Below are 14,291 nucleotides of genomic sequence, written 5' to 3'. Positions count from 1 at the left end.
AGGGCGTGGCGAAGAACGCCCTTTACACGTTCACAGGAATCGGCGTTTCAGAGAAACTATGGATATGAGGTGAACGGAACCCTTTATCTGAGAGTGCATATTCATAACTTCTACCCACACAGGCGATACTTTCTGAAACTAAGGCGTTAACTGAACAGCATTACTCCGAGTGGGGCCGTTTCTCTGCATCGCTATATCAGAACTGATACTCAATCCCAGCCCAGTAATTACGGCCTTCTTCGATAAATCCTTCGCTGTACACGTATTGTGTATCGAACAGGTTATTGACCGAAGCGTTGACGCTAAACCCGTGACCGATGGCGTAGTCGGCGCGTAAATGGGTAATGGCGAAACCTGCGGCTTTCTGCGAGCCGTCGCTATTGCTATAGCTCGATGAGCGGGCCTCTTCAGACAGCGTAATGCTCAGCGGATCCCACGGTTTCAGCGTCATCCATGCGGTGAGGGTTTGCGTCGGCAAATCGGTTATTTTGCCGATGTCGCTGCGTTTGACGTCCGCATGAATCAGGCCATAGCTCAGCCCAACATCCAGCATATCAAAGACTTTACCTTTAACGCCTGCATCCAGACCGGTGTAATCCACCCGGCCGCTGTTCTGATTCTGGATGGTATCGGCATCAATATTGTGTGAAAGAATGGCATCGCTGATGCGGTTGTAATAGACGCTGGCTTCGAATCCCCAGTCTTTACCAAGTGAACCATTCCAGGTCAGATCTACGCTGCGGGCGCGTTCAGGTTTAAGCTGCGGATTGACCAGCGCCACCTGGTTATAGGCCGGTTTCGAGGTGGTGTAGCGCTCTTTCAACGTCGGGAAACGTGTTCTGTCAGAGTAGGACAGCGCTAATGTGTCTGAATTTTCAAAGTGATATTTGGTCATCATCTGCCAGTTGAAGGCCGACTGATTGTTGTCATCATAGTGGGTGACGCTACCATTTTTTTCGTGCTTCATGCCTTCCAGACTGTCGCGCCAGTCATAGCTTATTCCAGCTACTACATCGACGTTATCCGCCGCTGCCCACTGGTATTCGCTGGCAACGGACCAGGTGCGGTCTTCGTAGCGATCGTAAGCCGCATTCGGAGCGCCTTTCTCGCGGTGAACATCATCTTTCCAGTTCACGGCGAAAGAGAGTTGGTCGTTTTCACGCATATCCGCAGCGAGCTGCAGGCCAGCGCCATCGCTATAGTCTGAATAATGACTGTAGTTGCCTTTCTTGTTTTTCAGATCGGCAAGTGAGTTGTACATCATCAGCGTATTTTCAAAGGTATCGCGATACAGACGGCTTTTTAGTGTGAAACGATCGCCCAGATGGGTGGTGCCCTGATAGTAATAGCTCTCTTTATCGTACTGTGGCCATTGCCAGTAGCGTGATTTCTGACTGCTGGTTCCAGCGTACGGCGGGTTATCTTTTTCACCGTCCTGATTAATATAGGTCAGCACATATTCGTCATTACCACGTGGGGTAAAGCCCAGCTTCACGATGCCGCGTTTGTCATCGGCGGAGGAGTTAATCATCTTGCCGTTGCTACCCGCAATAGGATTGTCCACGCCGTGCGGTAAGCCAAGGAAATCCTGCTTCAACTGACTTCCGCTGAGCTGGATGTAGCCGAGATCGTTGCTGGCGCCAAATGAAGCGTGCATATCGTGGGCATTGTCTTTGCTACGACTCCAGCCCTGGCGATAGCCAATGCTGCCTTCAATCGGTTTGGTGGGCTTTTGGGTGGTGATATTGATGGCGCCGCCCATCTGGTTCGGCCCTTGTAACAGCGACGAGTAGCCTTTGGAGACTTCAACCGAAGCGATATCGGAGGTCAGAAAACGGCCTAAATCGAGGTTGCCATCATAGGGGATGTATACCGGCACGCCGTCAAAATAGACGGGAACCTGACGGCTGTCAAAACCGCGGACTTTCACCTGCTGTTCATTGCGGTTGCCTGACTTTTGCAGCACGACGCCGGGGACAACGCTCAGTGCCTGCGCCACGTTTTGCTTATCCAGTTGCTGCATCGTTTCCTGGCCGAGAACCGTAGTGGTTGCGGCGGAGGCCGGACTTGACCAGACGGTCATGGTTTCGCTTTCCTGCCCAGCAAAAGCACTGTGCGCGAAAGCAAACGACAGGGCTGTGTAAAGACAACTTTTGTTGAAATTCATTATTTTTAGTCCATTTATTAATGTTATATGCCACGTGCGTCCGGGCTCAGGCTAACTTTGATATCCGCGGGCGGAGCGTAGTAAGGTGCGGAAGTGATGAAAAGTCTGATGCCACAGTCGAGATAACTCGCCAGCGAGGCGAGGGTAATGCCGCCAGTCAGCGCCAGCGTGCAATGGGGGGCCAGAGAAGGGGCCTGGCGGACAATTTCTGTTGCTTGCTCAGGGGTAAATTTGTCGAGTTGCAGGACATCGGGCGCGGCGCGTAGCGCGGCTAATGCCTCATCTGGCGTATCTGCTTCAACCACGATCTTTTTTTCTGGCGCATGGCTGCGTAAGCGCGCAATCGCGCCTGTCCAGTCGTTTGGATTGGTAAGAAAATGGCGGTGATTAGCAAACAGCAGTACCGTTTCGGCGCATCCTCCGCGATGGATAATGCCTCCCGCGGCGAGTATTGCCTGAGTCGCCAACAAACGCGTGCCAGGAATGGCTTTGCGGGTACAGGCAATCTGCCCATCAGGATAGCGTTGGCGCAGTTGGCTCAACATGCTCTCAAGATAGCCCGAAACCCCGCAGCTCCATTCCAGGACATTTTGTACCGCTTTCCAGCCCTGGTGCAGCGCCGCCGCATTCCCATGTGCGAAAATCAATCGCTGTCCTGCACTTACCTGTTCACCATCGGCCACCATGTCGCTGACGGTCAGCCCTAATGAGGTGAGCATTTGTCTGGCAACGGCGGTGCCACTAACGCATCCGCCCTGGCGATGGTAAAACGCCATAACGCCCGGCTGTGCGCCGATCCCCAACGCGCGGGTAGTCAGATCGCCGCCCTGAATATCTTCCAGCAGCAGCGCGTCGGTTTGCGTCTGCGAAAAGTAGATCATCGCAGCGCCTCCCGCGGCACGCTGTCCCACCAGATAAGCGCCCAGTCACGGCTGGCGGGGGCAATCGTGCGTGGATCCTGCTGTTGATACCAGGTTTCCAGACGTTCGACCTCGTCGGCGCTCAGTTCACCCATACTCCAGCGCACGTTTTCCAGAAAACGCGTCCAGGTGCTGTTGTCCTGCTGGCAGTTGGGTCCGCGGATAAAATCAACATGCGCGTGGATCCCCATCTGATACAGGACATTAAGCGCATAGATATAGTTGGGAAGCTCAATCACTTCGCGGCCCAGTGCACGCTGAATGGTGGGGGAAACGAAAGATGAACTGACGAGATGAGTGGTGTAAACCCGCAGTCGAGCCTGATTATTCAGTTTGGTCATCGCCTGGCGCATATCGGCAACCAGCGTAGAGCGCGAGGCGACGGCGATATCGCACTGGGGTAAATCATCCCAGTGTTCCTCCCAGGCCCGCTGCACCCACTGCACGTGACGGGCGTTCATTTGTGCAGCGCGGCGGGCAGCTACGCTAAGCATGCCCTGGCTGTAATCTACGCCGTAAATTATTGGCATCTTTTTAGCCAACGCCAGCGAAACCGTACCGGGACCGCAGCCCATATCAAACAGCGACTCCGCCCCTTTCAGGTCGATTTTTCCCAACAGCTGTAGCAGATAGCTGTCGGTTAATGAGGCGCAATTTTCCGCCATTTTTTCCGCACGTTTATCCCAGTGCTCCGGCTTTTTCTCGGTTCTGTTCGCCAACTGTAACTGTTTACGGTAAAGATCGGCAAAATCAATGTCGTCAATGAGCATTATTATTCCTTAGTTATGTGAGCCAAAGAGATGGTGAGCGATTTGTGACGGTGTAACGCGATACAGTTCCGCCAGACGATCGGCAGCAAGCTGATGTTCAGGAAGCCCCTGCGACACTGCACCGTTCGGTTCAACGCGTACCACGCTGTCGGCGATTGCCCGGGCGTGCAACGGATGATGGGTCGACATCAGCAGGGCCATACCCGAGTTTTTCAGCGTCACCAGCGTGTCGAGCAGACGGATCTGATGCCCAAAATCCAGGCTGGAAGCGGGTTCATCCAGCAACAAAAGACGCGGACGCTGCGCCAGCGCGCGGGCAATTAACACCAGTTGCCGCTCTCCGCCGCTCAGCGTGTTCCAGCGCCGGGGCGCTAGGTGAGAGATGCCCAGCATCGTCATCTGCTGGTGCGCATTTTCACGCTCTTTAGCGCCGGGAACCGCAAATGCCGCCAATTGCGGGGCCAGCCCCATCATCACCATGTCCAGCGCAGTGAAGGCAAACGCGCCGTCATGTGCCTGAGGAACCCAGGCAATAGCGGCGGCGCGTTGCCGATCGCTGAGATGATTTATGGCGACGCCATCAAGCAGAATGTCACCGTGAAGCGGCGAAAGAACGCCGAGAATGGTGCGCATCAGGGTGGTTTTTCCACTGCCGTTGGCCCCAATCAGACAACAGACGGAGCCGGGCGAAACCTGAAATGAGACATCGCGTAACACGGGCTGGTGACTGTGGTATCCCAACGACGCATGGCGAACGGTCAGAAGCGTCATGGGCGATTTCCCCGTAGCAAAAGCAGCAAAAAGAACGGTGCGCCAATAAATGCCGTCAGGATCCCCAGCGGGATTTCTGTGCTGCTCAGCGTGCGGGCAAGAGTATCGGTGAGCAGCAGCAAAATGGCGCCGATCCCCATGGAAACTGGCAGCAACTGCTGGTGGTTATTGCCACTGAGGAGTCTGCCGATGTGCGGTACAACCAGCCCAATCCAGCCGATAATGCCCGCGATGGCAACGGTACAGGCGGTGATTAACGTTGCGCAGACGATCAGTCCCAGCCGCAATCGCGAGACGTTGATCCCAAGCGATCGTGCTTCATCATCCGACAGGGTGAGCAGGTTCATGCGCCAGCGCAGCAGCAATAGCGGGACCAGTCCTGCGAAGATCAGCGGTGCCGAGAACCACAGGTCGTGCGGCGTGATCGTCGATAAACCGCCAAGCAGCCAGAAAGTGATAGAGGGGAGTTGGGTATACGGGTCGGCCAGCGTTTTGATGAGTGAAATTCCCGCGCCGCATACCGTGCCCAGCGCAATCCCGACCAGCACCAGTGTTAACACCGGGTCGTGTCGCTTGACTCGCCGGGTAATTAACCAGACACCGGCGACCACGAATAAACCGCCTATGAACGCATACAACTGAATAAACAGGATCGGTAAACCTAACAGGATTGCTAAACAGGCACCTAAACCCGCACCCGCCGCCACTCCGAGAATATCCGGCGAGACCAGCGGGTTGCGGAACATGCCCTGATAGGTGGTTCCTGCGCCCGCCAGCGCCGCGCCGAGCAGCAATGCAGCCAGTATGCGTGGCAGGCGGATTTGCCAGAAGACGATTTTGTCCTGCATTGGAACGCCATCTGCACCGGCCACGAGATTCAAAACCTGTTGTGCATCCAGGCGATACGCGCCTGATACCGCGGCGACGCTCGCGCAAAGCACCACCGCAGCAATCATCAGAAAACCGAGGGTTGATGTTTTCATCAGACTGCCACCAACCTTTGATACTGTGCGTCGCTTAGCGTGGTGTGCCAGAACAATTCACTGTAGCGCTGCATATCGGTTTTAAAGCTCGCTTCAACCTGTGGATCAAGCCAGGCGTGCAGGCGGCGTAACCCCAGTAAACGGTTGATGCCAGGAGGTGCATCCAGCCAGCCAAACGGCAGACCGCTGAGAAACAGAATGCGCCGGTCAGCAACCGCTTTGACCCCTTGCCAGACCGGATCTTCTCGTAGGAACTGCGCTGTCACCGCATCCTGCACCAGGATAATATCCGGCTGCCAGCTGAGCAGATTTTCCATTGAGACCTGTGTGAGCCCCTGTCGTCCGGGGATGTGCGCCACATTGTGCAACCCCAGTAGTTCTGCTGCTTCGGTATGCAGAGAACCTTGTAAACCAGTCTCCAGTCCTCTGGCACCGCGCGCGGCATAAAAACGCAGATTCGCCGCGGGTGAATGCGAGAAAGCTATTGCATCATCGATAAATCGACGGGCCAGCGCGGCCTGCATTGCGGTTCGCGAGACGACGCCCAATACTTCACCGACTGCGCGCAGCTGTTCTGGGGTATGGCGCAATTCGCCGTTAATCAGCAGCCAGGGAATCTGTGTTTGTGCGCTCACTTGTCTGGCCTGAGAAAGCCAGGTTTCATCGGCATTACCGCAGTCAATAACCAGGTCAGGTTTAAGCGCCAGGAGTGCTTCAAGCGAGAGCGTGCTGGCGCGCCCCGCCAGCCTGCCGAGTTTCGGCAAAGTCCGAATGTTATCGTTAAACGGGATGGCGGTCTGGCGAGAGAAATCAAAGGAGGAAAGCCCCACCAGTTTTTCCGGTGCGACGGCCAGCAGCAGCATGTCAGCAGGCGCGCCCGCGCTGACCACGCGTTGGGTCGTTTCTGGCTTCGGAGAGTCTCCAATGGCCACAGTCAGCGAGGTTTGAGCAAACGCGGGAAGATGGCGTAGCAGCAGTGCAGATGCCACGAGTTGGGCAAACATCCGTCTTGTCAGTGGCATTATTGTTATCCTGAAGGTTACAAAATCGCTATATATTTACATATACAGCGAATAAAAACATGTTCAGAATCAATTTCTCACGGATGAAAACCCCGGATACCCCATAAGGGCTAGAGGCCATAGAGACAGCTGGAAGGGGGAAATATAAGAAAGAAAAATCCGCGACGAAGCGCGGATTCAGGAAGTGAAACGGCTCAGGCTATGATGTTATGGCGTCGGTTGAGTCTGTTTTTTAGACTCGACTGGCGCAGTACTTGCCGGGGTAGGTCGTGATGCGGGTACGTTGTCACAGGGCTTTTCTTTGGCGCAAATCAGGTCGAGCATTTTCAGCGTTACGCCGTTGGTCCAGCCGAAACCATCCTGCAACGGATACTCACCGCCGCCACCGCCGGTTCCAGTGGTGCTCACGTCATACTTCTCAACCAGCTTTTTCTCGCGATCGTAGGTGTGTTGAACATTGGTGAGGAATCGCCAGGTCACGTCCATGGCGACAGTATCCTGACCGTAATTCTGTAACCCGGATGCTGCTACCCACTGGAGCGGGGCCCAGCCATTGGGAGCATCCCACTGCTGGCCGCTTTTCACCGACGTGGTAGCAAGGCCGCCCGGTTGCAGCAGATGTGCCTGGGTGGCCGTGGCGACTTTACTGGCGCGATCTTTTGCCGCTGCATTGACATATAGCGGGAACAGGGCGGCAGCCGTGAGCTGGTTGCGTACTTTGTGGCTTTTCAGATCGTAGTCGGCATACCAGCCTTCTTTGTCGTTCCACAGGTACTTCTCGATCCCTTTTTGTCGGGCATTAGCGAAGCCATCGTACTGCGCCGCTTTGGCATCATCACCAGCAGCCTTGCTGGCGAGGGAGATCATTTTTTCCATTTTGTACATCAGCGCATTGAGATCGACCGGAACGATGCTGGTGGTGCGCAGAGTGCCCAGCTGATTAGGATTGTCCATCCAGCGGGAACTAAAATCCCAGCCGGACGCGGCTGCTGAACGCAGGTCGCGGTAGATTTCTGTGGCCGGGCGGTTCGGGTTGCTTTTAGCGGTGGCGATATCCTCTACCCACGACTCTGGCCGAGGCGAATCGCGCTCATCCCAGTAGCGGTTCAAAATGGTGCCGTCATCCAGTTTAACTATGCGCTTATTTTGCTGACCGGGCTGGAGTGTTTCGACGCCTTCCATCCAGTAGCTGTACTCTTTGAGCATCTGTGGGAGGTATTTTTTCAGCGCGTCATTCCCGTCGTGCTGCGCCAGTAGTTCAACCATAAAGGCAAAGAACGGCGGTTGCGAACGACTCAGGTAGTAGGTGCGGTTGCCGTTAGGAATGTGTCCCCAGGAATCAATCTCGTAAGCGAAGTTTGCCACCATGTCCGAGACCTTATCCCAGTGATTGCTCTCGGCAAGCCCCAGCATGGTGAAATAGCTGTCCCAATAATATATTTCGCGAAAACGCCCGCCAGGTACCACATACGGTTCCGGGAGCGGCAGCAGCGAATCCCATTTTTCAGCGTCGGTTGTCGAACGGGTGAGTACCGGCCACAGGCCATCGATATGTTCGCGTAATGATTGCCCGGCCGGGGGCACGTATTTCTCGCCGTCTTTCGGCAACGTAAAATTCACCTCGACAAAATGACGTAAATCGAATCCGGACTGGTTTTTCTGCATCCGGTAATCGGCAAGGATCATTAATGGATCGCTGTTTGGCACCGCGTCCGCAAAGGTTTTCTGGTCAGGAAACAGTTTGGCTGTTTGTACATCGTTAAACAGGGGGCCAAGCAGAATATCAGGCGGCGCAGGCGTAGCGGCTGGTGCGTCCTCGGCGTTGACAGTAAAAGAGGAAAGGGCAAAAAAGGTGCTTGCGAGCGTCAGTTTTATTGCAACAGAGAGCAGGCCAGGATGGCGAGTTGCTGGCGTTATCATCGGTTAATCTCCTTAGCGGCGTGCCGAAGTAGCGGCATTTACCATGAGAAAACCTTAGTTCAGGAATGACCGTTGCGCGTGATCGGCTCCCCATTTTGCGAATAAACAGACATTTCCCGGCGTGAATAGAGAAGAAGCACACCCTTTGTTGGAAAGGGTGTGCTTCGGAATCAGTTTGCGCGGGTTATCCGCTGTGTGACACAGTCAATGGTCAGAGTATCGCCCATCTTGATGCTATCGAGAGCCGCGCCTTGCTGACACATCCAGCACAGGCCCATTTCACGAGCGATAATCGCCGGATGTGAGGCTTCGCTGCCGTCCCGCAGGCAGATACCTTTGATGGTCTTCGGATCGAGTTGCAGTACCGTAGACGGATAAATGACATCAGCGACCAGGATAGTGGGGCGCAAGAACGCGGGAATTTGTGCGCTCTCTCCCGTCAAATGCTGCAGTGAACGGGACAGCAAATCTTCAATATCAATGTATCGCGCCTGCAGATAAGGATCATCGAGCTGTAAATACTGCTGGCTGAGATCGCTCAGCACCTGATGCCAGGCCCAGGCGGCGCTGCACTGCTTTTCGCGCATTACATCGCAGGCCATTTCAAACAGTTCAGGATCGTCCAACAGCGTATGGTGACCGGAGAAGATGGCGGCGATATCTGCGGAATATCGTTCTTCAGCAAGTGCAGTGAGTTCGCTCAGATCGTTTAGCGTACTTTGGATGGCGGTCTGTAATCGCTGTTGCTCAGCCTGGAGTGATGCGGCTGGCTGCGGGTTTACCTCGGGCGAGAACGGCGTGTGACAGAATGCCGTCCCCGTGACTTTTGAGGGAGCCTGAGTTGCCTTGTTATCAGCATTAGCGGACTCGAGCGATTCACCAAAATTCTCCGCTGCCAGCTGTTTAAATGCGGCCAGCGCATCCTCTGCCTGTTCGCCTTTGGCAATCAGGCGCAGCGTGTCATTACAGCGTACCTGCAGCAGAGCTATCTGATTCAGGCTATCAGGAACCACACACTTGCCGTTTTTCTCCAGCCACATGTCGGCGTTAAAACCAGACAACGCGGAAACCAGCCGCGAAGCCGGGCGAACGTGGATGCCGTTAGGGTTTTTCACCACAATGGCAACAGAACGGGCATCTGCATCGGGAGACAGTGCAGCAGATGCGGGTTTCGCTGCGGATGGCGAAGGTAAACCCAGTTGCTCACATTTGGCGTCGAGGGCGTTCATGGCATCACGGATGACCCGATCGATATCAGCACCCGCGGCGGCGCTAACCGTCGCGGCCAGTGTGCCTTCAACCAGTGGTGCTGCGCACAAACGCACTTTGGCGGCAATGCCAGGGTCGAGCAGTTCCAGCGCGGTTTCCGCACTCAGTAATGCACTACCGATATCCATCATCACCAGCACGTGGTCCGTATCGGCCACGGACTCGATGGCTTCCATCACCTTGATCGGATCGGTGCCAATCGGATTCTCAGGATCATCAATGCCTGCGGCAATGGCGATTTTGCAATCACCGCCCATTAACATCTGCCGGGCCAGCGCACCGACGCCTTCGCCCAGTTGGGCGCTGTGAGAAACAATAACCAGGTTTACCATCGCTTTATCCTTACTCTCTGGACGCCTGAGCTAGCATTTGCATCATAAACATGACCGACGTTGCGCCGGGATCCTGATGCCCAATACTGCGCTCACCAAGATAGCTGGCACGGCCTTTGCGAGCCTGCATGGTGATGGTGCTTTGTGCTGCGGCTTCCGCTTGCTGGCTTGCCGCTTCCAGCGCTGCTTGTACACTCAGTTTCTGCTCGCAGGACTGGCGTAAGGACTCGACTACTGGCAGCCAGACGTCGCACATGGTTTTGTCGCCAGGTTCAGCCTTACCGCGGCTAATCACACCTTCTGCGCCATCACGCATCATTTGATACAGCTCTTCAAGCGTCAGGCTTTGATGAGCCTGAGTCACCTGAGCGGCGCGAATAAAAAAGGTGCCAAACAGCGGTCCACTGGCCCCGCCGACGCTTGAGAGCAGCACCATACCGGTGTTTTTCAAAATAAAGCCGATGTCTTTGTCTGCGATGGACGGCAGCTTTTCAACGACTTTGCTGAAACCACGATGCATGTTCAGACCGTGGTCGGCATCGCCGATCTCTCGGTCAAGTCCGGTGAGAAAATCACTTTCTGTGGTGAAGATCTCGCCGCAACGATAGAGCCAGTTAACAATTTGCGTTCTGTTGAGGGACATCATGAATCTCCTTATTTACCCCAGTTGAGGGCAGGGGTGTGAACCGGTGCATCCCATAATCTCAGCGTTTCGTCATCTACCTGTAACAGGGTGATCGAGAAACCGGTCATATCCAGAGAGGTACAGTAAGAACCGATCAGGTTGCGCTCAATGACGATGCCTGCATCCTGACAACGGCTTTCCAGGCGGTTATACACGCCGAAGAGTTCAGACAACGGCGTCGCACCGAGATTATTGACCAGCGCAATAACGCGATCGCCACTTTGTAACGCACGCTTGCTTTCTTTACCTTCCTGCCACGCGCCCTGGACGTTGTCCCAGTGGCGGAGTGTACGGCTGTAGTTACCGTTTTCCAGCAGGGTATCGAACATTTCATCAACGGTCTGATCGAGAGAGGTGAAGGGGCGACGGTCAATGCCGGGTTCCCCGTGGATACCTACGCCAAACTCCATTTCGTTATCCTGCAGCGTGAACGACGGTTGTCCAGCGGCTGGAACGGTACAGGCGCCAATGGCTATGCCAATGGAGTGGCCCTGGTTATTCAGCTTACGGCCCAACGCCGCACAGGCTTCCAGCGAATCACCGCGTTCGGCGGCCGCGCCGACCAGTTTTTCGATCAATACGGTATTCGCCACACCACGTCGACCGGCGGTATACAAACTGTCTTTCACCGCCACGTCGTCATCCACCACCATGGTGGTGACTTTGACACCGCTTTCATGCAGCAGCTCGGTGGCGGTTTCGAAATTAAGAATGTCGCCGGTGTAATTTTTGATTATCAGCAGCACGCCTTCGCCACCGTCAATTTGCATGGCGCATTCGAACATTTTATCCGGCGTGGGTGAGGTAAAAATCTCACCTGGACAGGCGCCAGAGAGCATGCCCTGACCAATGTAGCCGCAGTGCATAGGTTCGTGTCCGCTGCCGCCACCGGAAAGCAGAGCCACTTTGCCCATCACCGGCGCATCTGCGCGGGTGACATATACAGGATCCTGATGCAGTGCCAGGGAAGGATACGCTTTCGCCAGTCCGGCGAGTTGTTCATTCAGTACGTCTTCAACACGGTTGATCAATTTTTTCATTATTTATGCTCCGCAGACAGTCCTGGATGGCTGCCAAATTCGGGCAGGCATCTGATGTAGGGTATCGGTTGGTTCAACGTCACGGCGACCGCTCGCTGCCGATAAGGTAATTTTGCACACGGGTAGTCAAAAGAAAATTGATGTGATTGGTGTTTCAATACGGAACATTAGCATCTTTTAATGTTCCATATTGAAACGTGGTGGTGCATAAAACAGCGGAAGTGAGAGATGCGGCAAAGTTTATGCTGACGGCATCATGAGTAAAACGTTATTCCTTACTCTTCTTTGCCATTAAAATCGAAAAACCAGAACAAGATAAAACCAATAAAACCAAAAATTAGCAGAATAGCCAGGGTATAGACTTCATATCGCGCGGCATCTGCAGCAATCGTCTGTAACTTGTCCATTGCCGGGGCTGGCTGCTCTTTGAATAGCATGAGTTGCCATTCATAAAGGTTTGTTGTTTTTATCTCTTTAATCGGTTCCCAAATATGGTTAGCCGCCGCGCCGAGTGCTAAAGCAGAAAACAATGCGCCGTAAATACGTTGGCGTTTTTCCTGACGCTGACTAATAGCCTGGCGCATGAGCTGATCCAATTGCTCTATCTGCGTCATGAGCTCCTGACGTTGCTCAGACAATCCCCACTGCCGAGAGAGATCTTCACTCAGCTGGTTATGTAGGGCATCGTTGCCGACTAAAGCACCTTTATTCATGGCTTTTAGCGCCTGGGCTTTGGTTTCCAGCATCATTTCGGACCAGTCAGATAGACGACGAATTTTTCCCTTTCGGTTGTGTTTTTGCTGCGACTCGAGCAGATCCTTGAGCCACTGTTCAATCTGTTGGGCAGAGTTCGCCAGAAAATTTTCATACTCATGGCTTACATCCGCTACAGAAATGGCCGCTTTAATCAGTATCGCCAGATGTTTATCCTCTTCTTCGCGACAGAAGATTGTGACGCCATGACGGTGAGCGATAACCAGAATATTGCTGTACCATTGGCAGTGGTACTCGCTGGTGGGGGGGAGATCCGCAGGACTCCTAACGACGCGCGTGCTATCGCTCTGTGCTGCCAGCCAGGCATGAAAGGTGGGGGTATCGATCATTCGCATCAGCGGGACGATCGTAATATCACCACCCTCCGGGATGCGATGCTGATAGACACGAATGCATTTACCTTTTGTGCGGCAATCAAGTTCGGGTAAAGCTATTGGCACAATGGCGTTATCAAGATAACGGGTAAAATAATTTTCCCAGATTGCGGGCAAAACGTCTTTTTGCCAGGTCAGTTTCGAGCCGGGCTCTCCGGGCGCAAGCTGCTTCGGTGCCGCAATTAGCGTCATTCTGCCTTGATCGTCGTACCAGGGTTGGTTCGGTGCGCCTGGGATCAATTTATCGCTTCCGGCCAGGCGATAGCTTTCGAGAAAACGCGGAGTATCGCGCGGGCGTAGCCCTTGCCAGGCCACATCTTCACGTTGTTCCAGAGCGGACCACAGGGCATCAAGGCGTGTCCCCTGAATCGGGTTGAGCGAAATAACGATATCATTTCCCGTACCCACTTCTCGCGGTCGATAAATGGCCAGCAACCCAAATCCATTGTGCGTCCAACTGCGTTCTTTATCGCACCGCGCGAGAATTTTCAACATACCAGAGGGGAGCGTTTCGGTAATAAACAGTGCATCAACCACCGTTTGCCGCCGGCCTGTGCCGAGATCCAGCAGGAGTTGGCAGGTAACCGAACGCTTGATAACGTGTTGGTAAATCTGTTGCTCATACGCCAGACTTGCGACCGCACTTGCATAACATTGCGTGTGCATGGGCATAATGCCTGCGGTGGGGTCTGGGTTGGCTATCATCATATCGCTCAACAGGCGAAGGCAGGCCAGCATGTTGTGGCGAACAACGGCAGTATCATCCATGGATTGCTCGCACAGGCTGCTATGCGCGAGTGCGGATAACAAGCAAGCGGCAGAACGAGTTGTATCATCACCGTCCAGATAAATACCGCTTTCCCATGCGGTGACGTATTCCAGCCACGGATGTGTTGATAGCGACAGCGAACCAGCGGCATCGAGATGGTTCAAAAACAGCAACAGCGTAAAACAGGTATCCAGAGAGAAATCTTCGATAACGATTCGTTGTATTCCCTGGACACTTGAGAGTTTACTGCGCCATATAGACCATTGACGATCGTCGGCATTTGCCACCAGTTCACTCACCGAATTGTAGTGACCTGCACGGTATCCTTTGTTATTGAGCGCGACACCCTTTTGGCTTTCCGTATCATTGCCGTCGCCCAATCCGATCAGTAGGCTGCCTGCCGGTGCATCACGCTGCGACGGATTGAACTCGAAAGTAAACAGCGGCCATGCATTATTGAATGCGAACATATAATTCTCTTTCGATGAATGTGTT

At 54.0% G+C, this 14,291-nt stretch carries 11 protein-coding genes; all 11 read right to left on the bottom strand.

Annotated features, from left to right (window positions below; genetic code table 11):
- Positions 1–196 precede the first annotated feature (196 nt).
- The 11 genes from FDW94_RS06845 to FDW94_RS06795 all read right to left on the bottom strand — a co-directional run bounded on the left by FDW94_RS06845 (position 197) and on the right by FDW94_RS06795 (position 14,266).
- Positions 197–2,167, bottom strand: coding sequence for a TonB-dependent receptor (locus FDW94_RS06845; protein WP_137377345.1), 1,971 nt, complete (start codon positions 2,165–2,167; stop codon positions 197–199).
- A 23-nt stretch (positions 2,168–2,190) separates the two neighbouring features.
- Positions 2,191–3,048, bottom strand: coding sequence for a ModD protein (gene modD / locus FDW94_RS06840; RefSeq protein WP_137377344.1), 858 nt, complete (start codon positions 3,046–3,048; stop codon positions 2,191–2,193).
- On the bottom strand, positions 3,045–3,857 hold the full coding sequence (locus tag FDW94_RS06835; RefSeq protein ID WP_032943738.1) for a class I SAM-dependent methyltransferase: 813 nt from the start codon (positions 3,855–3,857) through the stop codon (positions 3,045–3,047). Before FDW94_RS06835 ends, modD begins: the two co-directional genes overlap by 4 nt.
- Before the next feature lie 9 nt (positions 3,858–3,866).
- Positions 3,867–4,628, bottom strand: coding sequence for an ABC transporter ATP-binding protein (locus FDW94_RS06830; RefSeq protein WP_137377343.1), 762 nt, complete (start codon positions 4,626–4,628; stop codon positions 3,867–3,869).
- Positions 4,625–5,611, bottom strand: coding sequence for an iron ABC transporter permease (locus tag FDW94_RS06825; protein WP_103285338.1), 987 nt, complete (start codon positions 5,609–5,611; stop codon positions 4,625–4,627). The genes FDW94_RS06830 and FDW94_RS06825 overlap by 4 nt, the downstream gene beginning before the upstream one ends.
- A complete protein-coding gene (locus tag FDW94_RS06820) occupies positions 5,611–6,633 on the bottom strand; it encodes an ABC transporter substrate-binding protein (protein ID WP_111465464.1) in 1,023 nt (340 codons plus the stop codon). The genes FDW94_RS06825 and FDW94_RS06820 overlap by 1 nt, the downstream gene beginning before the upstream one ends.
- A gap of 207 nt (positions 6,634–6,840) precedes the next feature.
- Complete coding sequence (locus FDW94_RS06815) at positions 6,841–8,553, bottom strand: alpha,alpha-trehalase (protein WP_103285337.1); 1,713 nt, start codon at positions 8,551–8,553, stop codon at positions 6,841–6,843.
- A 170-nt stretch (positions 8,554–8,723) separates the two neighbouring features.
- Positions 8,724–10,154: a dihydroxyacetone kinase phosphoryl donor subunit DhaM gene (gene dhaM, locus FDW94_RS06810; RefSeq protein WP_048235235.1), complete on the bottom strand. Its 1,431-nt coding sequence runs from the start codon at positions 10,152–10,154 to the stop codon at positions 8,724–8,726.
- A gap of 10 nt (positions 10,155–10,164) precedes the next feature.
- Positions 10,165–10,797: a dihydroxyacetone kinase subunit DhaL gene (gene dhaL / locus FDW94_RS06805; protein ID WP_020996617.1), complete on the bottom strand. Its 633-nt coding sequence runs from the start codon at positions 10,795–10,797 to the stop codon at positions 10,165–10,167.
- An 11-nt stretch (positions 10,798–10,808) separates the two neighbouring features.
- A complete protein-coding gene (dhaK, locus tag FDW94_RS06800; protein ID WP_137377342.1) occupies positions 10,809–11,879 on the bottom strand; it encodes a dihydroxyacetone kinase subunit DhaK in 1,071 nt (356 codons plus the stop codon).
- A gap of 275 nt (positions 11,880–12,154) precedes the next feature.
- Positions 12,155–14,266: a hypothetical protein gene (locus FDW94_RS06795; protein WP_137377341.1), complete on the bottom strand. Its 2,112-nt coding sequence runs from the start codon at positions 14,264–14,266 to the stop codon at positions 12,155–12,157.
- Positions 14,267–14,291: the final 25 nt, after the last annotated feature.

It is taken from the genome of Citrobacter sp. wls757 (genome assembly GCF_005280935.1).
Taxonomy (GTDB): Bacteria; Pseudomonadota; Gammaproteobacteria; order Enterobacterales; family Enterobacteriaceae; genus Citrobacter; species Citrobacter portucalensis.
This window is presented reverse-complemented; position numbering and strand designations above follow the sequence as displayed.

Bases quoted from the DNA above. Each gene is read 5' to 3' on its own strand.
- FDW94_RS06845 (WP_137377345.1), bottom strand. From the start codon at position 2,167: ATGAATTTCAACAAAAGTTGTCTTTACACAGCCCTGTCGTTTGCTTTC.
- modD (WP_137377344.1), bottom strand. From the start codon at position 3,048: ATGATCTACTTTTCGCAGACGCAAACCGACGCGCTGCTGCTGGAAGAT.
- FDW94_RS06835 (WP_032943738.1), bottom strand. From the start codon at position 3,857: ATGCTCATTGACGACATTGATTTTGCCGATCTTTACCGTAAACAGTTA.
- FDW94_RS06830 (WP_137377343.1), bottom strand. From the start codon at position 4,628: ATGACGCTTCTGACCGTTCGCCATGCGTCGTTGGGATACCACAGTCAC.
- FDW94_RS06825 (WP_103285338.1), bottom strand. From the start codon at position 5,611: ATGAAAACATCAACCCTCGGTTTTCTGATGATTGCTGCGGTGGTGCTT.
- FDW94_RS06820 (WP_111465464.1), bottom strand. From the start codon at position 6,633: ATGCCACTGACAAGACGGATGTTTGCCCAACTCGTGGCATCTGCACTG.
- FDW94_RS06815 (WP_103285337.1), bottom strand. From the start codon at position 8,553: ATGATAACGCCAGCAACTCGCCATCCTGGCCTGCTCTCTGTTGCAATA.
- dhaM (WP_048235235.1), bottom strand. From the start codon at position 10,154: ATGGTAAACCTGGTTATTGTTTCTCACAGCGCCCAACTGGGCGAAGGC.
- dhaL (WP_020996617.1), bottom strand. From the start codon at position 10,797: ATGTCCCTCAACAGAACGCAAATTGTTAACTGGCTCTATCGTTGCGGC.
- dhaK (WP_137377342.1), bottom strand. From the start codon at position 11,879: ATGAAAAAATTGATCAACCGTGTTGAAGACGTACTGAATGAACAACTC.
- FDW94_RS06795 (WP_137377341.1), bottom strand. From the start codon at position 14,266: ATGTTCGCATTCAATAATGCATGGCCGCTGTTTACTTTCGAGTTCAAT.